General features: G+C 61.6%; 19 protein-coding genes and 1 pseudogene. 10 read left to right on the forward strand and 10 right to left on the reverse strand.

What is annotated here, in order from left to right:
• Nucleotides 1–406: 406 nt before the first annotated feature.
• The 3 genes from B0G76_RS23280 (at nucleotide 407) to speB (ending at nucleotide 3,640) form a co-directional block, all read left to right on the forward strand.
• Nucleotides 407–958, forward strand: a complete 552-nt coding sequence (locus B0G76_RS23280) for a cupin domain-containing protein (protein ID WP_120294628.1) — start codon at nucleotides 407–409, stop codon at nucleotides 956–958.
• A gap of 89 nt (nucleotides 959–1,047) precedes the next feature.
• Nucleotides 1,048–2,541 carry an aldehyde dehydrogenase gene (locus tag B0G76_RS23285; RefSeq protein ID WP_120294629.1) on the forward strand — a complete coding sequence of 498 codons (1,494 nt, stop codon included), beginning with the start codon at nucleotides 1,048–1,050 and terminating at the stop codon, nucleotides 2,539–2,541.
• Nucleotides 2,542–2,677: 136 nt separating this feature from the next.
• A complete protein-coding gene (gene speB / locus B0G76_RS23290; RefSeq protein WP_120294630.1) occupies nucleotides 2,678–3,640 on the forward strand; it encodes an agmatinase in 963 nt (320 codons plus the stop codon).
• 60 nt (nucleotides 3,641–3,700) lie between these two features.
• Here the strand turns inward: speB and B0G76_RS23295 are convergent, their stop codons facing one another.
• The 3 genes from B0G76_RS23295 to B0G76_RS23305 all read right to left on the reverse strand — a co-directional run bounded on the left by B0G76_RS23295 (nucleotide 3,701) and on the right by B0G76_RS23305 (nucleotide 6,472).
• Nucleotides 3,701–4,909: an MFS transporter gene (locus B0G76_RS23295; RefSeq protein WP_120294631.1), complete on the reverse strand. Its 1,209-nt coding sequence runs from the start codon at nucleotides 4,907–4,909 to the stop codon at nucleotides 3,701–3,703.
• The gene (locus tag B0G76_RS23300) at nucleotides 4,906–5,439 is read right to left on the reverse strand and encodes a MarR family winged helix-turn-helix transcriptional regulator (RefSeq protein WP_120294632.1); all 534 of its coding nucleotides are present in this window, start codon (nucleotides 5,437–5,439) and stop codon (nucleotides 4,906–4,908) included. The genes B0G76_RS23295 and B0G76_RS23300 overlap by 4 nt, the downstream gene beginning before the upstream one ends.
• Before the next feature lie 106 nt (nucleotides 5,440–5,545).
• Nucleotides 5,546–6,472, reverse strand: coding sequence for a LysR family transcriptional regulator (locus B0G76_RS23305; RefSeq protein ID WP_120294633.1), 927 nt, complete (start codon nucleotides 6,470–6,472; stop codon nucleotides 5,546–5,548).
• A gap of 154 nt (nucleotides 6,473–6,626) precedes the next feature.
• On the opposite strand from B0G76_RS23305, the gene B0G76_RS23310 reads away from it, so the two are divergent.
• Nucleotides 6,627–7,232: a peroxidase-related enzyme gene (locus tag B0G76_RS23310; protein ID WP_120294634.1), complete on the forward strand. Its 606-nt coding sequence runs from the start codon at nucleotides 6,627–6,629 to the stop codon at nucleotides 7,230–7,232.
• A gap of 1 nt (nucleotide 7,233) precedes the next feature.
• Here B0G76_RS23310 and B0G76_RS23315 read toward each other — a convergent pair whose 3' ends face one another.
• Together B0G76_RS23315 and B0G76_RS23320 are read right to left on the reverse strand one after the other, a co-directional pair.
• Entirely contained in the window at nucleotides 7,234–8,484 is a 1,251-nt protein-coding gene (locus tag B0G76_RS23315) for an MFS transporter (RefSeq protein WP_120296706.1), read from the reverse strand.
• Nucleotides 8,485–8,593: 109 nt separating this feature from the next.
• Nucleotides 8,594–9,541, reverse strand: a complete 948-nt coding sequence (locus B0G76_RS23320) for a LysR substrate-binding domain-containing protein (RefSeq protein ID WP_120294635.1) — start codon at nucleotides 9,539–9,541, stop codon at nucleotides 8,594–8,596.
• Nucleotides 9,542–9,860: 319 nt separating this feature from the next.
• On the opposite strand from B0G76_RS23320, the gene B0G76_RS23325 reads away from it, so the two are divergent.
• Nucleotides 9,861–10,589 carry a DUF899 family protein gene (locus B0G76_RS23325; RefSeq protein WP_120294636.1) on the forward strand — a complete coding sequence of 243 codons (729 nt, stop codon included), beginning with the start codon at nucleotides 9,861–9,863 and terminating at the stop codon, nucleotides 10,587–10,589.
• A 43-nt stretch (nucleotides 10,590–10,632) separates the two neighbouring features.
• Nucleotides 10,633–11,445, forward strand: a complete 813-nt coding sequence (locus B0G76_RS23330; RefSeq protein ID WP_120294637.1) for an IS5 family transposase — start codon at nucleotides 10,633–10,635, stop codon at nucleotides 11,443–11,445.
• Nucleotides 11,446–11,453: 8 nt separating this feature from the next.
• Here B0G76_RS23330 and B0G76_RS23335 read toward each other — a convergent pair.
• Nucleotides 11,454–12,104: pseudogene (locus B0G76_RS23335) on the reverse strand (GGDEF-domain containing protein); the annotation flags it as partial.
• 251 nt (nucleotides 12,105–12,355) lie between these two features.
• Entirely contained in the window at nucleotides 12,356–12,541 is a 186-nt protein-coding gene (locus B0G76_RS42520) for a hypothetical protein (RefSeq protein ID WP_147394075.1), read from the reverse strand.
• A 247-nt stretch (nucleotides 12,542–12,788) separates the two neighbouring features.
• On the opposite strand from B0G76_RS42520, the gene B0G76_RS23340 reads away from it, so the two are divergent.
• Complete coding sequence (locus tag B0G76_RS23340) at nucleotides 12,789–13,067, forward strand: HU family DNA-binding protein (RefSeq protein ID WP_006049832.1); 279 nt, start codon at nucleotides 12,789–12,791, stop codon at nucleotides 13,065–13,067.
• A gap of 287 nt (nucleotides 13,068–13,354) precedes the next feature.
• Here the strand turns inward: B0G76_RS23340 and B0G76_RS23345 are convergent, their stop codons facing one another.
• From B0G76_RS23345 to B0G76_RS23355, 3 genes are all read right to left on the reverse strand, one after another.
• Nucleotides 13,355–14,473 carry a 3-deoxy-7-phosphoheptulonate synthase gene (locus B0G76_RS23345; RefSeq protein WP_120294638.1) on the reverse strand — a complete coding sequence of 373 codons (1,119 nt, stop codon included), beginning with the start codon at nucleotides 14,471–14,473 and terminating at the stop codon, nucleotides 13,355–13,357.
• Between the two features lie 127 nt (nucleotides 14,474–14,600).
• Nucleotides 14,601–15,407 carry a DUF72 domain-containing protein gene (locus tag B0G76_RS23350; protein ID WP_120294639.1) on the reverse strand — a complete coding sequence of 269 codons (807 nt, stop codon included), beginning with the start codon at nucleotides 15,405–15,407 and terminating at the stop codon, nucleotides 14,601–14,603.
• 892 nt (nucleotides 15,408–16,299) lie between these two features.
• Complete coding sequence (locus B0G76_RS23355) at nucleotides 16,300–17,040, reverse strand: TetR/AcrR family transcriptional regulator (protein WP_120296708.1); 741 nt, start codon at nucleotides 17,038–17,040, stop codon at nucleotides 16,300–16,302.
• 277 nt (nucleotides 17,041–17,317) lie between these two features.
• Between B0G76_RS23355 and B0G76_RS23360 the strand changes: the two genes are divergently transcribed.
• Genes B0G76_RS23360 through B0G76_RS23370 form a run of 3 tightly spaced genes read left to right on the forward strand, consistent with a single transcriptional unit; the run spans nucleotide 17,318 to nucleotide 20,935 of the window.
• Nucleotides 17,318–18,499: an isovaleryl-CoA dehydrogenase gene (locus B0G76_RS23360; protein WP_120294640.1), complete on the forward strand. Its 1,182-nt coding sequence runs from the start codon at nucleotides 17,318–17,320 to the stop codon at nucleotides 18,497–18,499.
• Nucleotides 18,500–18,510: 11 nt separating this feature from the next.
• The gene (locus B0G76_RS23365; RefSeq protein WP_120294641.1) at nucleotides 18,511–20,118 is read left to right on the forward strand and encodes a carboxyl transferase domain-containing protein; all 1,608 of its coding nucleotides are present in this window, start codon (nucleotides 18,511–18,513) and stop codon (nucleotides 20,116–20,118) included.
• Nucleotides 20,119–20,149: 31 nt separating this feature from the next.
• Entirely contained in the window at nucleotides 20,150–20,935 is a 786-nt protein-coding gene (locus tag B0G76_RS23370; protein WP_120294642.1) for an enoyl-CoA hydratase/isomerase family protein, read from the forward strand.
• Nucleotides 20,936–20,953 lie beyond the last annotated feature (18 nt).

Genomic DNA, 20,953 nt, shown 5'->3' on the forward strand with positions numbered 1-20,953 from the left:
ACTAGCGACGTTGAAAGTATTGAACGCTTGCTCGAAAAACGCACTGGGCGTTTAAAGAAACATCACGCTGGGATGATCGACTCTGACCGATGCGAACTGGGTTCGCTGTATCAAAAAACACATGTTCGTGTTCCGTGACGTCGGCATGACGATCGCCTGAGAACCATCGTATACGAGCCAATAATGCCGTCAAATCATTTTTATAAAAGAATTATCAGGGCTTTCCCGGGGGTGTCGCTAGAATCCCGGCCTGTGGGAACATTCGTTGCGCGTGTCATATTTCGGAATCCTTTCAGGGTTTTCCCCAGCGGCGCAACGATTAAAGTGATTAGAATATTCAACACTCGCGGGCATATGTTGCCCGAGCCCACGCGCCCCGATCGTTTCCATGTCAGAGAACCTAGCGATGTCCATAGAAGTAGCGACCCGCCTGCAGTACATCCGTAAGAAGAATGGCCTGTCCCAGCGTGAACTGGCCAAACGGGCGGGCGTGACCAACGGCACGATTTCGTTGATCGAGCAAAACCGTGTGAGTCCGTCGGTGGGGTCATTGAAGAAGCTGCTCGAATGCATACCGATGAGTCTCGCCGAATTCTTCACCTTTGAGGTGGAGGTGGAGCGCTCCGTCGTGTCGCGCCGCGCCGACATGCCGAATCTCGGCAATGAGTCGATCGAGTTCTACCTCGCGGGCTCTAGTGTGAAAGATCGGAACATGGGTATTCTGCGCGAGGTTTATCAGCCGCTGTCGGATACGGGGCCGGAAATGCTGGAGCACGAGGGGCACGAGGGCGGCGTGGTGGTCCGCGGTCAGATCGAACTGACGGTGGACGGCGTCACGTGGCTGCTCGACCCAGGCGACAGCTACTACTTCGAAAGCCGTCTACCGCATCGTTTTCGCAATCCCAGCGCGGAGCATCTCTGCGAGATCGTGTCGGCCAATTCGCCGCCCACGTTCTAAACACTCCGCGCCAACGCGCCGCGACGCAGTTGCAAGCCGCCTGAAGTCGATGCCGGCGTGCGTCGAGCGCATAACATTGAGGCATCCTGATGGACAAGAAATCTCTCGCTTTCTGGCAAGACAAAGCCGCTACGCTTTCGATCGAAGGCCGTGCGTTTATCGACGGCGAGTACCGTGATGCCGCGGGCGGCCGCACCTTCGACTGCCTGACCCCGATCGACGGCAAGCTGCTCGCCAAAGTCGCCGACAGCGGCGCAGCGGATGTCGATGCTGCCGTGGCAGCCGCACGCCGCGCGTTCGATTCCGGCGTGTGGTCCGGCCTCAATCCTCGCCAGCGCAAGGCGATTCTGTTGCGTTGGGCCGCGTCGATCCGCGAACACATGGACGAACTCGCGCTGCTCGAAGCGCTGGACGCAGGCAAGCCGATCGCCGACACCACCACGGTGGACGTGCCGGGCGCGGCGTATTGCGTCGAGTGGTTCGCCGAAGCCATCGACAAGGTCGGTGGCGAAGTCGCGCCGGCCGATCACCACCTGGTGGGCCTCGTCACGCGCGAGCCGATCGGCGTGGTCGCCGCGGTGGTGCCGTGGAATTTCCCGATCCTGATGGCCTCGTGGAAGTTCGGCCCGGCGCTCGCCGCGGGTAACAGCGTGGTGCTCAAGCCTTCGGAGAAGTCGCCGCTCACCGCGATCCGCCTCGCTCAGCTCGCGCTGGACGCGGGCATTCCCGCCGGCGTGTTCAACGTCGTGCCGGGCGCGGGCGAACCGGGCAAGCTGCTGGCGCTGCATCAGGACGTGGACTGTCTCGCCTTCACCGGCTCCACCAACGTCGGCAAACTGATCATGCAGTACGCCGGCCAGTCGAATCTGAAGCGCGTCTGGCTCGAACTCGGCGGCAAATCGCCGAACATCGTGATGCCCGATTGCCCCGACCTCGACCGTGCAGCCAATGCGGCGGCCGGCGCGATCTTCTACAACATGGGCGAAATGTGTACCGCCGGTTCGCGCCTGCTGGTGCATCGCGACATCAAGGACGTATTCCTCGACAAGCTGATCGCCGCCGCGCGCAGCTATACGCCGGGCAACCCGCTCGATCCGAAAACCTCGATGGGCGCGATCGTCGATAACGTGCAACTCGAGCGCGTGCTCGGTTATATCGAAGCGGGCCGCGCCGAAGCGAAGCTGCTGCTGGGTGGATCGCGCGTCAAGCAGGAGACCGGCGGCTTCTATATCGAGCCGACCATCTTCGACATCCCGGCCTCCGGTGCGAAGGTTGCGCGCGAGGAAATCTTTGGGCCGGTGTTGTCGGTGATTACGTTCGACACGGTTGAAGAAGCGATCAGGATCGCTAACGACAGCGAGTACGGTCTTGCCGCTGCGTTGTGGACCTCGAACCTGACCACCGCGCATGAAGTGTCGCGCAAGCTGCGCGCCGGTACGGTATGGGTCAATTGCTACGACGAAGGCGGGGATATGAACTTCCCGTTTGGCGGCTACAAGCAATCGGGCAACGGCCGCGACAAGTCGTTGCACGCGCTGGAGAAGTACACCGAGCTGAAGTCCACGCTCGTGCGGCTGCGCTAAAGGATTCGCAAGCCAGCGCGGCGGCGTGCTGTATAGGCGCCGTCGCGTTCCCAATGAATCCGAGGCCGGACGTCGCACGTATCACCTGGAAGCCCCGCGTGCGGCTCCGGCATGTTTATCAGGTATCAGGTCATCCATGACTGAACTCATCTACGGCGACGGCGCGATCCGCCGTCCGTCGCTCTATGGCTCGTCGATCGAAAACACCTATGCGGGTGTGTTGTCGTTCATGCGCCGCAAGTACACCCGCGAACTCGACGGCGTCGACGTCGTGGTTTCCGGCGTGCCGCTCGATCTGGCCACCACGTTCCGCTCGGGGGCGCGTCTCGGCCCCGCGGCAGTGCGCGCGGCGAGCGTGCAGTTGTCGGAGTTGCACCCGTATCCGTGGGGCTTCAATCCGTTCGACGACCTCGCGGTGACCGATTACGGCGACTGCTGGTTCGACGCGCACAACCCCATGACGATCAAGGAGTCGATCGTCGAGCATGCGCGCACGATCCTGCGCTCGGATGCGAAGATGCTGACGCTCGGCGGCGATCACTACATTACGTATCCGCTGCTGATTGCGCATGCGGAGAAGTACGGCAAGCCGCTCTCGCTGATCCATTTCGACGCCCACTGCGATACCTGGGCCGACGACAGCCCGGACAGCCTGAACCACGGCTCGATGTTCTACAAGGCGGTGAAAGACGGCTTGATCGATCCGAAGACCTCGGTGCAGGTCGGCATCCGCACGTGGAACGAAGATTTCATGGGGATCAATATCCTCGACGCTGCGTGGGTCCACGAACATGGCACGCGCGCGGCGGTGGAGCGGATTACGTCGATTGTCGGCGAGCGGCCCGCGTATCTGACCTTCGATATCGACTGCCTCGATCCGGCGTTCGCGCCGGGCACGGGTACGCCCGTGGCGGGCGGTTTGTCGTCGGCGCAGGGACTGGCCATTGTGCGCGGGCTCGGTGCGTTGAATCTGGTGGGCGCGGACGTGGTGGAAGTGGCGCCCGCTTATGACCAGAGCGAGATCACGGCAATTGCCGCCGCGCATATCGCGTGCGATCTGTTGTGTCTCTGGCGGCAGCGGAAAGTGGCCGAACGTTAGGCTCGCCAGCCTCGCTAGGCACATTCATTCGGCTTGAAACGCAACCGGCGCAAGTCAGGTTCATCCCATCGATGACGAACGATCGGGGGCTGTGCCTGGATTGCGCCGGCCTTCGCGTAAGCCGAGCGTGTAGGCAACGAGCGCGCCGCTCATGATCGCAAGTTGCCACATCAGCATATCGCTGCCGCGCGCTTTCATGGCGAACCCGGCGATGAGTGGCCCCACAATCGAACTCGCAGTGAAGGTAAGCGACACCAGCCGCATGTTGCGCGTGAGCGCGGCCTTGTCGCTGCATGCCGCTGCGACCATGCCAAGTGTGATGTACGCGCTGTTCATGCCGCCGAGCAGCAATGCACTCGCGTCGGCGAGCCACGAGGCGGGCGCGGCCAGCGCGAAACCGCAGATCGCCAGCGTGCTGAGCGCCGCGCAGACGATCACCGTGGCGGCGAGGCCCGCGCGATCGGCGAACCAGCCGATCGGATATTGCAGCGCCATGCCGCCCAACCCGAATAGCGTGAGCAGGGTGGCCGTCTGCGTGGTACTGAGGCCGTGGGCGTCGGCAAAGAACGGGAAGAGGCCGTAGAGCGCGCCGTCGCCGATCCCACCTGCCGCCACGACCACCACGCCGAGGCTGACCAGGGGGCCGATCGGCGTGCTTTTCTCAAGCCGGGTTTTTCGCGCAAGTCGTGCTGCTTTAACCGCCGCGCGTCCATCATCCGATGCGGTCAGCCACAGCGGAACGGCCGCGGCAAACGTAAAGGCCGCGCCGGACGCGAACGTGATGCGTCCGTCGACTGCGCACCATGCCGCCAATGCCGGACCAATCACACCCGCGGTGGCAATCAGTGCTTCGTGCACCCCCACTACACGTCCGCTCGACTCAGGCGGCACCAGCCGGTAGAGCCACGTTTCATTGGCGATCCAGCGCAAGCCGATGCCGAATCCGGTCAACAGGCCGGGCACGAGCCACAACGGCCACCACAGCGCGTTCATCGTGGCGAACGCAGCAATCGTGGCGGCGAGACCCAGCGACACCGTGCGTTTTGCTCCGATACGTTCCACCAGCCAAGGGGCGATCAAGAGGCCGGCCAGCATGCCGGTCCATTGCGACGCGGAGAAGAGGCCGGCACGAGGTGCGTCGAGCCCTTGATGGGCCAGCCACACCGGCAGCACCATGAAGCCGATGCCGAACTGGCCGATCTGCGAGAGTGCCGAGACCGTGGTCAGCGCGGCGATCGCCGGCCAGCGCACCGGCGCGGCGGCATTCATGTGCTGCTCCGCGCGGGCATTGGCAGACCCTGTTCGCGGCATTCGACCGGGCAGCCGGCTTTCAGGCAGGGACCGTCGTCGCAGAGGCGGCATAGCTGCATGGCGTGTGCCGGATCGCGCGTCTCATGCCACAGGATCTTGATCAGCAGACCTTCAAGCACTTCGCGCTCGCGCTCGTCGAGCTGTCCGGCGATGCGTTGGAGTATCCGGTCGCGTGCGGTTTGCAGGCGTTTGGCTTCACGCTTGCCGGAAGCCGTCAGGGCAAGCGCGACGGAACGTTTATCCTTGCCGGATTTCTTTTCGACGAGACCCGCGTCCACCAGGCCCGCTACGGCGCGGACCGCGGCCGGATGCGAAAGATCGACCGCGTCGCGCAATACTTCAATGGATGAATCGGGATATTGACCGACGGCGTTGAGCATGGCGCGGGCAGTGGGGCCCGCGAGTGCGGCCACGGTGGGCTGCGCGTTCATCTCGTCCGTAACCAGCAGGGCGAGCACGCCAAGCAGGTTCTCTGTGCGCTGCGTCATAGGAGTACCTCAATGTGTGCAACGTGCATATGTGCATGTTGCACACATTGAGAATCATCCGCAAGCGTTTTTTAATGCTGCCCCATTGTGTGTTTGGGAAGCGGGGTCAGTTGCCCGCGCGTAGCCTGTCCTTGTCGCCGCTCAGCGTGGCGCGCAAGCGCGGCACCGCGAAGTCGATAAAGCTGCGCGTCTTCAGCGGCAATGGCCCTTGTCCCGCGTGCATCAGGCTGACCGGTATTGGTTCGGGTTCAAAGTCCCGCAGCACCAGGTGCAGCTTGCCTTCTTCGACGGCCCGCGCGACCTGGTACGAGAGCACGTGCGTGAGGCCTACGCCTGCGATCGCCGCATCGATGGCGGCTTCCGCGGTATTGACGGAGAGGCGCGGACGGATCGGCACGGCCTGTTGCTTCGCCCCGCGCGGCGCAAAGGTCCAGATTGGCCCAGACTGCAATACGTCGAAGTTTACGCAAGCGAAGCGGGTGAGATCGGCGGGTGTGTCCGGCTTGCCGGCCTGCGCGAGGTAACGCGGACTGGCGCAGACCACCCGGCTCACCGTGCCGACCTGGGTCGCGACCATGCTGCTGTCGGGCAGTTTGCCGATGCGCAACGCGACGTCGATATGTTCGTCGAGCAGATGCAGCGTGCGGTCGGCCAGCACCAGACGCACGGCGATTTCCGGGAACGTCGCGAGGAAATCGTTGATGACGGGCAATAGATGAAGGCGTCCGAACACCATCGGCGCCGTGACGACGACTTCACCGCGTGGCGTGCTGTACTCGCCTGCGGCCGCGTTTTCGGCTTCGGTCACCTGTTCGAGGATCTGCTTGCAGGCGGCGAGGTAGGCCGCGCCTGCGTCGGTCAAAGTCAGCTTGCGGGTGGAGCGGACCAGCAGCCGCGCGTTCAGATGCGCTTCAAGCTCCGCGACTTTACGGCTGACAGTTGGGAGCGGCGTGCCCAGTTTGCGGCTCGCGGCCGAAAAACTGCCGGTCTCCACTGCGGCCACCAGAATTGACATTGCCTCCAGGCGATCCATGGACCCTCTCGGTCTTCGAGAATTGATCCGTCGAAAATACAGCATTACGTGTGCTTCTGGAAGGCGGGTGCCGGATATCCCCATGGCGCATAAGGAGTTCCGCGGCACGGTTGCTACAATCGTCATGCACCTACGGATACAACGGAGACCCTGCATGGCAAATCTTCACCCGATTAGCCGCTACCCCGTGCCCGAACCAGGCGAATGGCCGGACGACATCAAAGCTCGCATCCTCGAAGTGCAGGAGAAAGCCGGTTTTGTCCCGAACGTGTTCCTGACGCTGGCGCATCGGCCGGATGAATTTCGCGCGTTTTTTGCGTACCACGACGTGGTGATGCTGAAAGAGGGCGGCTTGAGCAAAGGCGAGCGCGAGATGATCGTCGTCGCCACGAGTGCGGTGAATCAGTGCCTGTATTGCGTGGTCGCGCACGGCGCGATTTTGCGCATCTACGAGAAGGCGCCGCTGCTGGCGGATCAGGTGACCGTCAATCATCGCAAGGCGGATATCACGGCGCGCCAGAAGGCGATGCTCGACTTCGCGTTGAAGGTCTGCCGCGAGTCCGGCACGGTCGACGATGCCGATTTTCAGACCCTGCGCAAGCATGGGTTTTCCGACGAAGACGTATGGGATATCGCGGCCATCACGGCATTTTTCGGTTTGTCGAACCGGATGGCCAACATCATTTCAATGCGTCCGAACGACGAGTTCTATCTGATGGGCCGCGTGCCGAAAGCGGCGGCGGATACGCCGCGAAAATAGGTCAGGCGCTCGCCGGCTCCGGCCGGATTGCTGGCGCGCTGACCGTCTTGTCGTCGATCGGAAAGTGCAGCATCGCGGCGACGAGTCCGGCGGCAACCGTGGCTTCCCACAGCAGCGAATACGAGCCGGTCAGGTCGAACACCAGACCGCCTAGCCACGCGCCGAGAAACGAGCCGATCTGGTGGCTCAGGAAGCAGACGCCAAAGAGGCTGCCGAGATGCCGTGTGCCGAATACTTTCGCCACCAGCCCGCTCGTCAGCGGCACGGTCCCGAGCCAGGTCAGCCCCATCACGGCCGCGAAAATGACGACCGAGGTGGCGGTCTTCGGCAGCACGAAGAAGGTGCCGATCGTCGCGCTTCGAATCAGGTAAAGCCAGCCGAGCACATGGTGCTGCCGGAACCGGCCGCCGAGCCAGCCGCATGCCCAACTACCCGCCATGTTGAACAGGCCGATCAGCGCCAGCGCCGTGGCGCCCAGTCCGACCGGCATATGACAGAGCGTGAGATATTCGGGCAGATGGGTGGCGATGAACGCAAGTTGAAATCCACAGGTGAAGAAACCGAGCGTCAGGAGGCGATAGCCGCGATGCCGGACCGCCTGGGCGAGTACTTTGCGAAGCGGCGCAGCGGGCGGTTCCTGCACGCGCGTACCGACGCGTTGACGCCGATCGAGCACGATGCCGAGCGGCGCGATCAGCAGCATCAGGAAGGCCAGCGCGAAGAGCGAGGTGGCGATGCCCGAGCTGAGCCGGATGCTCTGCACGAGCGGGATCATCAACACCTGTCCTGCCGAGCCGCCTGCGCTAACGAGACCCATCGCCATGCTGCGTTTTTCCGGCGAAGCGATGCGGCCGACCGCCGGCAACACCACGCCGAACGTCGTGCAACTGACGCCGATTCCGACCAGCAAACCCATACCGACGATCAGCATCGCGCCCGACGGCGCGACCGCTGCGATGCCCAGGCCGGCAGCGAAAGTCGTCGCGCCGAACGCGACCACCGGCGCCGAACCATAACGGTCCGCGGCGGCACCCGCGAACGGTTGCGCGAAACCCCACACCAGATTGTGCAGCGCGATGGCGAAGGCGATCAGCGTGACGGGCAGTCCGCGGTCGAATGAAAACGGCCCGATAAAGAGGCCGAAGGTTTGCCGGATACCCATGGCCGCGCTCAGAATCAGCGCGCCGACGACGATCACGAGCGTCGTCTGATTGATCGGGAGGGCGAAGCGTTTGCTATTGGCAGTGGACATGGTTCTGATCTCCTTCGACATCATGGTCGCAGCGAGCGTCAGAAGCAGCAAAAGAAAAGATTTTGACGACAGGTGAGCGCAGCTCACCTGTTCAGGTTGAATGTGCGGCTCAGTGCCCGGCGCGGTGCGATTCCGCGGCGTCGCTATCGGGTGGCGTGTCGAACGGCTCAGCCTCGTCGAGCAGCCACCGTTTGAAGTCGAACAGTTCCGGGCGCTGCACCGCGCTTTCCGCGTTCTGCGCGCTCACCAGCCAATAGGCCGTGGAGGAGTCGATCGTTTGTGGACAGGCTTCGACGAGTGCGCCGCTCGCGAGGTCGCGATCCACCAGCGGCCGTCTACCGAGCGCGACGCCGAGGCCCATGCTCGCGGCTTCGAAAGCGAGCTGGATCGTGTCGACGCGCAAGCCATCGTTCAGGTCGATACCCTCGACGGCGGTTCCGTCGAGCCATGCCTGCCAGTCCTCGCTTGCCGAGTTCACGTGAATGAGCGTCGCGTGACGCAGATCGATGTTGCCGTGCTCGTCGCGCAGCGTCTCCAGGTAAGCGGGGCTGCCCACCGGCACCAGGCGCTCGCCGAACAGACGTGTCCAGGCGCTCCCCGCTACCGGGGCGCGGCTCAGGCGAATGGCGAAATCGAAACCGTCGACGGGAAAGCCGACCTGACGATGCGATGTATCCACGGTGACGTTCGCCGCGGGCCAGCGCGAGCGAAAAGCGGCGAGGCGCGGCAGCAGCCAGCGCGAGGCTAACGTAGGCGCGCAACTCAGCGCGATGGGGCGATTCGCGCGGTGATTCGGCAGACGCTGCGTGCCGATTGCGATCAGCGAAAATGCTTCGGATACGTACGACAGATAGTCGGCGCCCGCCGCCGTGAGCGAAATTCCACGCGGCTCGCGCACGAACAGTTCGACGCCGAGTGACTGTTCGAGGCCAACGATTCCGTGACTGATCGCGCTTGGCGTGACGTTCAGTTCAGCGGCGGCAAGCTTGAAACTCTGGTGCCTGCCGGCCGCCTCGAAGAAGCGAAGCGCGGGCAGGGGTGGCAGACGAAGCGGCATGGTGCATCCCCAAGGGCGGCGCGGCGGGCGCCGTGACGGTGCGATAGCGCGCCGGCGCGCGCATGCTGTTTCGCGAAAGGATACCTTGCAATAGGGTTTCGATCGCTGCCCGGGGTTGTCCGCATTCCGTCCGGGTGTTGAACGGAGGCGCTTTGATGCCGTCCTGGACGGACCGCAAAAAAATTCTCGGGCATTGTCGATTTGCCGGCGGCCCATTCGTCGTGGCGATATAGGGGAAAAAAATGCGCTCACGGTTGCCACGCGCCGTGCCGTGCCGCTATCGTGCCCTTTATCCTTTTTACGCAAGAGGAGGTGGCTGATGACCGACGTAGACCCATCCGCACAAACGCTGAAACCGGCCCGGCTGCTCGCCGATTCGCCGCGCCGGTTTCCGGACGAGAGCGCCGCATATCGCCGCGCGCGCAACGACCTGCTGGCTGAAGAAATCGAGTTGCGCCGTCATATCGAACGCGTGGCCGTGCAGCGCCGCGCATTGCCGCCCGGCGGCGTCGTGCCAGAGAACTATCGCTTCGAGGGCGAAGCGGGTACGGTGACGCTTTCGGAGATGTTCGGCGCGCACGACACGCTCGTCACCTACAACTGGATGTTCGGCCCGCAGCGCGCGCGGCCCTGTCCGATGTGCACCTCGCTTCTGAGTGCTTACGACGGCGAAATGCCCGACATCTTGCAATGTGTGGCCTTCGCCGTGATCGGACGCTCGCCGATCGACAAGCTGGTGGCGTTCAAGAAAGAGCGCGGCTGGCGGCATCTGCGACTGTATTCGTCGAACGGCAACACCTTTAACCGCGACTACGCCGGTGAAGATCCCGACGGCGACGATCATCCCGCCTTCAACGTGTTCACGCGTTCAGGCGGCACGGTGCGGCACTTCTGGGCCGATGAGATGGGGCCGTCGACCGCGGACCCGGGGCAGGATCCACGCGGCGCGCCGGATGTGATGCCGATCTGGACAATTCTCGATATGACGCCCGGCGGTCGCGGCAGCGACTGGTATCCGAAGCTGGAGTATGGTGCTCCGCCGCGCTAGACGGTGTTAGGAACTTCCGGTCAAAACCTGGTACCCTGGAGGGATGACAAGAGAGAAACGTAAAGTGTACCCGACAGACGTGTCAGACGGAGAATGGAGCTTCGTAGCAGGGTATCTGACGTTGATGGATGAGAGTGCACCACAGCGTAAATACGAGTTGCGCGAGATGTTCAATGCGTTGCGCTGGATGGCTCGCGCTGGGGCTGCGTGGCGAATGCTGCCGACCAACTTCCCGCCGTGGGAACTCGTGTACCAGCAGACGCAACGATGGCTGGCGGCCGGCTGTTTCGAGTGCATGGTGAGTGATCTTCGTTCAATCATCCGTGTCGCGCAGGGGCGGCGGGGGCAGCCCAGCGCGGTGATCCTTGATGGCCGTACGATGCAATCGACATGTGAGAGCGGTCCACGCGCAGGCTATGACGGCTACAAGCGCAAGCGTGGCAGCAAGGTGCATATGGCGGTCGACACGCTGGGCCAGTTGCTCGCCGTACACGTGACGCCGGCCAACGAGCAGGAGCGCGCACAGGTGACAGAGCTGGCGCGCCAGGTGCAGCAGGCAACGGGAGAAACCGTGAAAGTGGCCTTTGCCGATCAGGGTTACACGGGCGAAGCTCCTGCGCAGGCCGCGCGCGCTCAGGGAATTGATCTCCAGGTGATCAAGCTCGATGAAGCGAAAAAGGGTTTTGTGCTGTTGCCACGTCGATGGGTAGTCGAGCGCAGCTTCGGATGGCTCAACCGCTTTCGACGCCTCGCTCGCGACTACGAACGCTTGCCCGAAACACTCGCAGGTTTGCATTTTGTCGTCTTCGCCATGCTTATGCTTGTCCATGCAATCCCAGTACTTCGAAGTTCCTAACACCGTCTAAGTATTTGCGTTTTCTGCTGGCTTACCTGCAATTCGCGCTGCGCGTGAACGATACCCGCGAAATTCCGGTAATACAGTTCGATGATGAAGGCGAGCGCGACGCCGACCAGTGTCATGTCGATCGCCATCGCGATGAAGACGGAAGAGCGCGTGAAAACCAGAAATGTCGAAAAGCTTAGGATAACGATCGAGAGCAGGAGCAGAGCGGCGGCCCGCAGATGCATCAGGCAGAACACGCAACCAACCAGCGTCGTCGCCATATAAAACGCGACCTGGGCTTGCTCATAGGCGGAACCGTAGGGAAACAGCAGGAGCGACCAGATGCTGAAGGCAACGCCGAAAATACCCGTCAGCCAGATCACCTTGCGCAGTTCGGGCACGGCCTTTTCGTGAATCAGAACCCGATGCCGGACTCGCCACCAGCGCACGCACCGGATGATGCACAACGTGCAGAGCGACCCGGGAAAATAGACGGACAACGCTGCCGGCGCCGATCCGAAGTGCGTGACGGCGACGGCTAACGTGTTCACGAGCAGAATGAAATAGAGCAACGGTATCTGCCGGCCGAATGCCTGAAGTTGCGAGCGCACGAGTCCAGGGTCGTCTTCCGCGACCGATAGCGCTTCCCTCAATCTGGCTAGCCGAACCATTCCCGTCCTTGTAACGTTTGCGCTGCACACGCAGCTTTGTATATCGGCAGCGTCGACGAGACCTTGAGGGCGGTTTCAGTGGAAATAAAAGTGCGCGCCTAACAAGCGCTCGCGTTGAGGGGGCGGTAAATACGCCCGGCGGTCGATTCGGTCATGAGTCATTTATGCCGCGCCAGCGTGCATGAGATCGGCTGATTGGCGGCGTAGGGACGTAGCGGCGTGGCCGGATTCGCCGTGCCGATCAGCGTTATTCAGGCGGTATTGCTGGCCGCCTGGGTGTCGCAAGAGCATGCGGCGAGCATCGCGCTTGTTGCAATATGGAGAATTTCGATTGTCATATTTCTTCCGGATTTTTTATTACCGAGCGCGGTGCGGTGCTGAATGCCGAATTTTTGCAATCCCCCATAAGATAGTAAAAAAACGTGGCTGCCGTTCATTTGCCACCGCTAAAGCACTGAAATTGCAACGGATTGTGATACGCCGCGGACACCCGTAAAGCGGGAGAAATACGTAAGCGCGCGATTCTTATAGCACTTTGGGGCAAAAAATCGTCAAATTGCCGCTGGGCGGGTGATACAAGGCTTACACCCAAGGTTTGCGCGAATATGCGCCTATGCGTTAGTGTGTCGGTCCCGGCGTAACAGATGTGGCGCCGGTTCCATGAATTACCATACGGGAAGTACTATGAACAAACAGGAACTGATTGACGCAGTCGCCGCAGCGACGGGCGAAAGCAAAGCGGCCACCGGCCAAACTATCGACGCAATCGTCGAAGCGGTGACCAAAGCCGTGGTGGGTGGTGATACGGTGCAACTGGTCGGTTTCGGTTCTTTCTCGACCGGCGCACGCGCAGCACGCGTGGGTCGCAATCCGTCGACCGGTGCTGAAATCCAGATCGCTGCAGCCAAGACGGTGAAGTTCACCGCTGGCAAGGCATTCAAGGAAGCCGTCAACGCGTCGTAATGCAACGCGCCTCGCGCCGGAGTATCCACGCGCGTTGCTGTAGCGCGCGTCGCCCGATGCCTCGGGCGTGAGGAATCACGCGCTGCCCAATCCCCGTGAGGGTGTTTGATCGGCGGTTGGTGCGGCGCGTGTGGTGCACATTGGTGCGCGCTGTTGCATCTTGGTGCGCGGTGGTGCGTAACGATGTTTGTGCCGTCGTTGTTTGCTTTTGCGTCATGCACGCTCGCCTCCCGGCCGTTGGTTCCGATTGTTGGTTGGGCGAGATCGTGCAGGCCGCGTCGGCGAGATCAGCCCGCGCGTCGTTTTTGGGTCGCTTCGGCCAACGTTTCGAGTACCGGTTCGGTTTGCGCCCAACTCACGCAAGCGTCTGTAATCGATACGCCGTAGCGCAGCGGCACACCGGCTTTCAGATCCTGACGGCCTTCTTCCAGATGACTTTCGAGCATGACGCCGATAATGCGGCGCTCGCGCTGCGAGAGTTGCTGCGCCAGATCCTGCACCACCTCCAGTTGACGCAAATGCGATTTGCCTGAGTTCGCATGCGAACAGTCGACCATGACCTGCTCGCGCAGGCCTGCCGATTTGAGCGCCGCGCAGGTTGCTTCGACGGAAGCGCTGTCGTAATTCGGCCCTTTCTTGCCGCCGCGCAAGATGACGTGTGCGTCGTCATTGCCACGCGTCTCGAAGATCGCCGCCATCCCCATCTTGGTCATACCCATGAACGCGTGACTTGCACCTGCCGCGACGATTGCGTCCGCGGCGATTTGCACACCGCCGTCTGTGCCGTTCTTGAAGCCGATTGGGCAGCTCAGCCCCGATGCAAGCTGCCGGTGACTCTGGCTCTCCGTTGTGCGCGCGCCGATCGCGCCCCACGCGATCAGATCCGCGATGTATTGCGGACTGAGCAGGTCGAGAAATTCCGTGGCTGTGGGCAAGCCGAGACCGTTGATGTCGAGCAGCAGTTGCCGTGCGAGGCGCAACCCCTCGTTGATGCGGAAGCTGCCATCGAGACGCGGGTCGTTGATATAGCCTTTCCAGCCGACCGTGGTGCGCGGTTTTTCGAAGTAGACCCGCATGACGATCAGCAGATCGTCCTTGTAGGTCTGCGCCGCGACCTTGAGCTTGCGGGCGTACTCGATCGCCTGATCGTGATCGTGAATGGAACACGGGCCGACGATCATCACGAGCCGGTCGTCACGGCCGTGCAGAATGTCGGCGATTTCCACGCGGGTTTTCTCGACGAGCGTCTGCACCGACGGCGGCACGGGCAATTCGTCCTGCAGCAGGGCGGGGGAAATCAGCGGACGTACCGCGCCGATACGAACGTCGTCGATGCGCGTGGTGTCCTGGGTGGCGTCGGCCGAGCCGACTTCCTGATCGTGCAAAGGATTGTCGATGGCGCTCAAAATATTCTCCCGGACCTTGGATGGTGAAGTGGCCTTGCGGCCTGGATGTGTGGGGGCTACGGTGCGTTGGTGCAGTCGATTAACTGTGCCGGGATTATGACACTCGCGCGAGCGGGCTGGATGACCGTTATTCGAGGCGTTTGATCAGGGCCATGGCGGCTGCCGGATTGCGTTCCTTGAAGCCGCTGATGACATAGAGGTAGACGTCGCGCGCCGTGGTTTTTTCGGGGGCTGCGGCCGAGGTTTCCAGTTCATCCGGCGTTGTGCCTGCCGCGAGTTGGCGGGCGCGGTCGACCCAGGTGTCGAGGGCCTGGGTTGAATAGCCTTTGGCTTGTTTGTCGTTTGTGCCCATGATGCGGGCGTAGACGAACGGCGCGGTGATGTCGGCGATTTGCGGGTATTCGCTGTCGGCTGCCAGCACGACGGCGACTTTGTACTTTCTGGCTAGCGCGATGAATTCGGGGGTCTTGAAGGTGTCGTTGCGGACTTCGATTGCGTGTCTTAGTTTTTGGCCTTCTATGCTGGCGGGCAGCAGTTTCAGGAAGGCTTCGAAGTCTTCCGGGTCGAACTTTTTGGTGGTTGCGAATTGCCAGTTGATTGGGCCGAGTTTCTGTTTTAGTAGCAGCACGCCGCTGGCGAAGAAGCGTTCGATAGTTTCGTTGGCGTCGGCCAGGATTTTTCTGTTTGTTGCGTAGCGGGGGGCTTTTAGCGAGAAGACGAAATCTTCCGGGGTTTCCTGATACCACTTTTCGTAGCTTGCCGGCTTTTGCAAGCCGTAAAAGGTGCCGTTGATTTCTATCGATGTGAGGTTTTTGCTCGCGTATTCGAGTTCACGGCTTTGCGTGAGGTCTGAAGGGTAGAAGGTGCCGCGCCAGGGGGCATAGGTCCAACCGCCTATGCCGATTCGGATTTTGCCGGTTTTTGAGGGTGGCATTTTGGGGGCCTCGTTGGGTGGCTTTGTTGGGAGGGGTAGGTTAGCGTATTTGCGTACGCGGCGCTTTGTTTGTCTGTGGTTTTATGGTGTTGGTCTTTCCTTGATCTGGAATCTTTGGCCTTTCCTTGTTTTCTTAGTGGTCTATTAGCGTTCCCCCTGTGCGGGGGGCACCTACTTTTCTTTGCCTGCCGCAAAGAAAAGGCAAAAGAAAGCGGCTCACACCGCTAGCTTATAAGTGGGTCCCCTGGCTTGGAGGAGGTAGTGGTGCATCTGGAATCCGTTCCCCCGCACATTCGGCGTAAGTGACAAAGGGCTCATCAGCTCCCACTCCGCACTGCGTGCGTCGCGGATGGGTTTGCCATGGGAAACCATGGGGCTTCGATTTTGCGTGGTGGGGGCCGTCGGCTTCGCATCGGCGAGGCGTTTCGGGACGTGCCGCCCGACTCCCCGAGCGGCGACAAGTCGCGGCAGCGCGTGCAAATATGAATTCGCACTTCGAATGAAACGCTGGCGCACTGGAGAAACGTTGGTAATGAGCGACGAGCCGAGGCGTCGAGTGAAGCAGGCGTAAAACCGAACAGGCGGTTCTATGAAAAACGCGTCGGCGCGCGCAGCGCCGCCGGAAGTATGACTGCTTTGTCACTTACGCCGAATGTGCGAGAACACAGATTCCAGATGCACCACTACCGCGGCTGCGCGGGGGACCCGCTTAAAAGTTAGCGGTGTGAGCCGATTTCTTTTGCCTACTTTTCTTTGCGGCAGGCAAAGAAAAGTAGGTGCCCCCCGCACAGGGGGAACGCTAATAAACCACTAGAAAATCAAGGAAAGGCCAACGCCATAAAACCACAGACAACCAAGCGCCACACAGGCAAAAAACCAAAAAAAACCACCATCAGCCGCCAGGCGCCCCAACCCCATTCCTCGCTGCCTCCTCAAACCGCCGGTTTGCCTCAGCCACCTCAACCCTGAACTGCTGCAAAGCACTAACCGCCAAATCAGGCGGCATAAGCGCAGCCCACAACACGTCAATCAACTGATCCGCGGTAGCGTCAATATCCATATGCCGATTCGCCAACGTGGCATCCCACAGCACATGCTCCATCGGCCCAAACACCATCGACCGCAACAACCTCAATGGCATATCAGCCCGAATCTGCCCAGTCTCCTGACCCTGCGCCAACACCCGCATCAAAGGCGCCGTATACCGCCGCTGCAATTCCGTCAGCGCCTCACTCAACTCATGATGCCGAGCCCGCCCCTCCGACAACACCAAAGCACACAGGTCAGTGCCATTCACCAGCATCAGCCGCAAATGCGTCCGCACAATAAAAGCAAACTGCTGCCGCACAGTGCCATCACGCGGCAACCCGGACTCGATCGCTTCGATGATCTCGTCGTACCAGTCGCCAATCACCCGCGCACATAACTCGCGCTTGCCGCGGAAATAACTGAAGACAGTCGCCTCGGAAATGCCCAGGCGCTGCGCAATCTCCGCCGTCGTCGCGCGCTCGTAACCCCGCTCGGAGAACACGTCGCGGCCCGCCTGCAAAATTTCCTTCACGCGCTGCTGCGACTTGCGCCCAGCCGGTTGGCGGCGCGAGGCAGGTAACTCAGCCTTCAAGGCAACCGTCATATGAGTTGAGTTCAGTTTTGTGAGGCCGATAGCCCCGATGACGACGATATTATCACGGTATGACGGCGCCAGAGGTGCATCTGACCATTTCTGAGTGAAACTCAAAAATACCTATTGACGCTTACGTAAATCTAGCGTGAAATGCGCCTTGAACGTTTCGCGCCTCTGCAGGGTGGCGAAGGCGGCCCATAAGGCCGTCGCCGTCCGCTGAGCCGCACTCAGACGGGCCGCGCCCACCTAGGCTGGCCGTCCGACCACGAACTCTGGAGACACAGCAATGAGCAACCTGCCCGGTTTGCAATTCCCGCTCGGCGAAGAAATCGAAATGCTGCGTGACAGCATCGCCGGATTCGCCGCCAAAGAAATCGCCCCGCGTGCCGCGGAAATCGATCGCACGGATCAGTTCCCCATGGACCTGTGGCGCAAATTCGGCGACCTGGGCGTGCTCGGCATGACGGTCTCGGAGGAATACGGCGGCGCGAATATGGGCTACACGGCGCACATGATCGCGATGGAAGAAATCTCGCGCGCGTCGGCATCGGTCGGTCTCTCGTACGGCGCGCACTCGAATCTGTGCGTCAACCAGATTCATCGCAACGGCACCACGGCGCAAAAGGAAAAATACCTGCCCAAGCTGGTTTCCGGTGAACACGTTGGCGCACTCGCCATGAGCGAGCCGAACGCGGGCTCGGATGTCGTCAGCATGAAACTGCGCGCGGACAAAAAGGGCGATCACTATGTGCTGAACGGCACGAAAATGTGGATCACCAATGGTCCGGATTGCGACACGCTCGTGGTCTATGCAAAAACCGATCTCGAAGCGAATTCGCGCGGCATTACCGCGTTTATCGTCAAGAAGGGCATGAAGGGCTTCTCCGTCGCGCAAAAGCTCGACAAGCTCGGCATGCGCGGCTCACATACCGGTGAACTGGTGTTCCAGGACGTCGAAGTGCCGGAAGAAAACATTCTCGGCCAGTTGAACGGCGGCGTGAAGGTGCTGATGAGCGGCCTCGATTACGAACGCGCCGTGCTCGCCGGCGGCCCGACCGGCATCATGGTCGCGGTCATGGACGCAGTCGTGCCGTATATCCACGATCGCAAGCAGTTCGGCCAGCCGATCGGCGAATTCCAGCTGATTCAAGGCAAGGTCGCCGACCTGTACACCACACTGCAAGCGTGCCGCGCGTATCTCTACGCAGTGGGCCGGCAACTCGATACGCTCGGCAAGGATCACGTGCGCCAGGTGCGTAAGGACTGCGCGGGCGTGATTCTCTACACCGCTGAAAAAGCGACGTGGATGGCCGGCGAGGCAATCCAGATTCTCGGCGGCAATGGCTATATCAACGAGTATCCGGTCGGCCGTCTGTGGCGCGATGCGAAGCTCTATGAAATCGGTGCGGGCACGAGCGAAATCCGTCGCATGCTGATTGGCCGCGAACTGTTCGCCGAAACGGCGTAAGAGAGACCTCTATGCCGATCATCGAATCAAAGCTGAATCCGCGCTCGGATGACTTCCGCACCAATGCGGCGGCGCTCGAAGCGCTGGTCGCCGATCTTCGCGCAAAGATCGAAAAACTCGCGCTGGGCGGTGGGCAAGCGGCGCGCGACAAACATACGGGCCGCGGCAAGCTGCTGCCGCGTGAGCGCATCGAGAAACTGCTCGATCCGGGCACACCCTTTCTCGAGTTCTCGCAACTCGCGGCCTATGGCATGTACCACAACGACGCACCCGGCGCGGGCGTCGTCACGGGTATTGGCCGTATTGCGGGGCAGGAGTGTGTGATCGTCTGCAATGACGCGACGGTCAAAGGCGGCACGTACTATCCCGTCACCGTGAAAAAGCACGTACGGGCGCAGGAAATCGCCGCCGAAAACCATTTGCCGTGTGTCTACCTGGTCGACTCGGGCGGTGCGAATCTGCCGAATCAGGACGACGTGTTCCCCGATCGCGATCACTTCGGCCGCATCTTCTTCAACCAGGCAAACCTGTCCGCGGCAGGCATTCCGCAAATCGCCGTCGTGATGGGCTCGTGCACGGCAGGCGGCGCCTATGTGCCGGCCATGAGCGACGAATCGATCATCGTCAAGAATCAGGGGACGATTTTTCTCGGCGGCCCGCCGCTCGTCAAAGCCGCAACCGGCGAAGTGGTGAGCGCGGAAGACCTCGGCGGCGGCGACGTGCATACGCGGTTGTCGGGCGTGGTCGATCATCTCGCGCAGAACGACGCGCATGCATTGGCGATTGCGCGCAGCATCGTCGGTAATCTGAATCGCACGAAACAGGTGCCGGTGGCGTTGCAGGAGCCGAAGCCGCCGCGCTATGACGTGAAGAGCATGTACGGCGTGATTCCCGTCGATACGCGCAAGCCGTTCGATATCCGCGAGGTGATCGCGCGCATCGTCGACGATTCCGCTTTCGACGAATTCAAGGCCCGCTACGGCACCACGCTCGTGTGTGGCTTCGCGCATATCTGGGGGCATCCGGTCGGCATCATCGCGAACAACGGCATTCTGTTTTCGGAGTCGGCGCTCAAGGGCGCGCACTTCATCGAGCTGTGCTGCCAGCGCAAGATTCCGTTGGTATTCCTGCAGAACATCACGGGCTTCATGGTCGGCCGCAAGTACGAAAACGAAGGCATCGCGCGTAACGGCGCGAAGATGGTGACGGCCGTGGCCACCGCAAAGGTGCCGAAGTTCACGGTGATCATCGGCGGTTCGTTCGGCGCGGGCAATTACGGCATGTGCGGCCGCGCGTATTCACCGCGCTTTCTGTGGATGTGGCCGAACGCGCGCATTTCGGTGATGGGCGGCGAGCAGGCGGCGTCGGTGCTGGCCACGGTCAAGCGCGACGGCATCGAAGGCAAGGGCGGTTCGTGGAGCGCCGAAGAGGAAGAGGCGTTCAAGCAGCCGATTCGCGATCAATACGAGCATCAGGGGCACCCGTACTACGCAAGCGCGCGTCTGTGGGACGACGGCGTGATCGACCCGGCGCAAACGCGCGACGTGCTCGGTCTCGGCCTTTCGGCGACGATGAACGCGCCGATCGAAGACACGCGTTTCGGCGTGTTCAGAATGTGACGGAGCGCTAAGAAGCGCAGGAGCTGCAACGATGCAATACGAAACGCTGAATGTCGCTTTCGCCGGGCCGATCGCCACGGTCACTCTGAACCGGCCGGACGTGCGCAACGCGTTCAACGAAACGATGATCGCCGAAGTGACCGCGGCCTTCACGGCCCTGAACGCGCGCGACGACGTGCGCGCAGTGGTACTCGCCGCGAACGGCAAGGCATTCTGTGCAGGCGCCGACCTGAACTGGATGAAGAAGATGGCTGGCTACTCGGACGACGAGAACCGCGCCGACGCGATGCTGCTCGCGAACATGCTGGCGTCGATCTATCGCTGCAACAAGCCGGTGATCGCGCGCGTGAACGGCGACGCGTACGCGGGCGGCATGGGTTTGATCTCGGCGTGCGATATCGTCGTTGCCGTGGAGAGCGCGCGGTTTTGCCTCTCGGAAGCGCGTCTCGGCCTGATCCCGGCCACCATCGCGCCGTACGTGATCCGCGCGTTGGGCGAGCAGGCGTCGCGGCGTTACTTCACGACCGCCGAGCAGTTCGATTGCGCGACGGCGTACCGCTTGGGCCTGGTTAGCGAAGCGGTGGGCATGGAGCAACTCGACGCCACCGTGCAGCAGATCGCCGAAACGCTGTGCGCAAACGGCCCGCAAGCGGTGCGCGCCTGCAAGCAACTCGTGCAGGACATCGCCGGCCGCGAGTTGAATGAGGCCTTGATTGAAGACACGGCGGCACGCATCGCGCGCACGCGGGCGGGGGCGGAAGGCCGTGAAGGCGTCGCATCGTTCCTCGAGAAACGCACACCTTCGTGGCGCAGTTGAAGCATTGCGAAGGATCAA

The organism is Paraburkholderia sp. BL23I1N1, from assembly GCF_003610295.1.
Classification (GTDB): domain Bacteria; phylum Pseudomonadota; class Gammaproteobacteria; order Burkholderiales; family Burkholderiaceae; genus Paraburkholderia.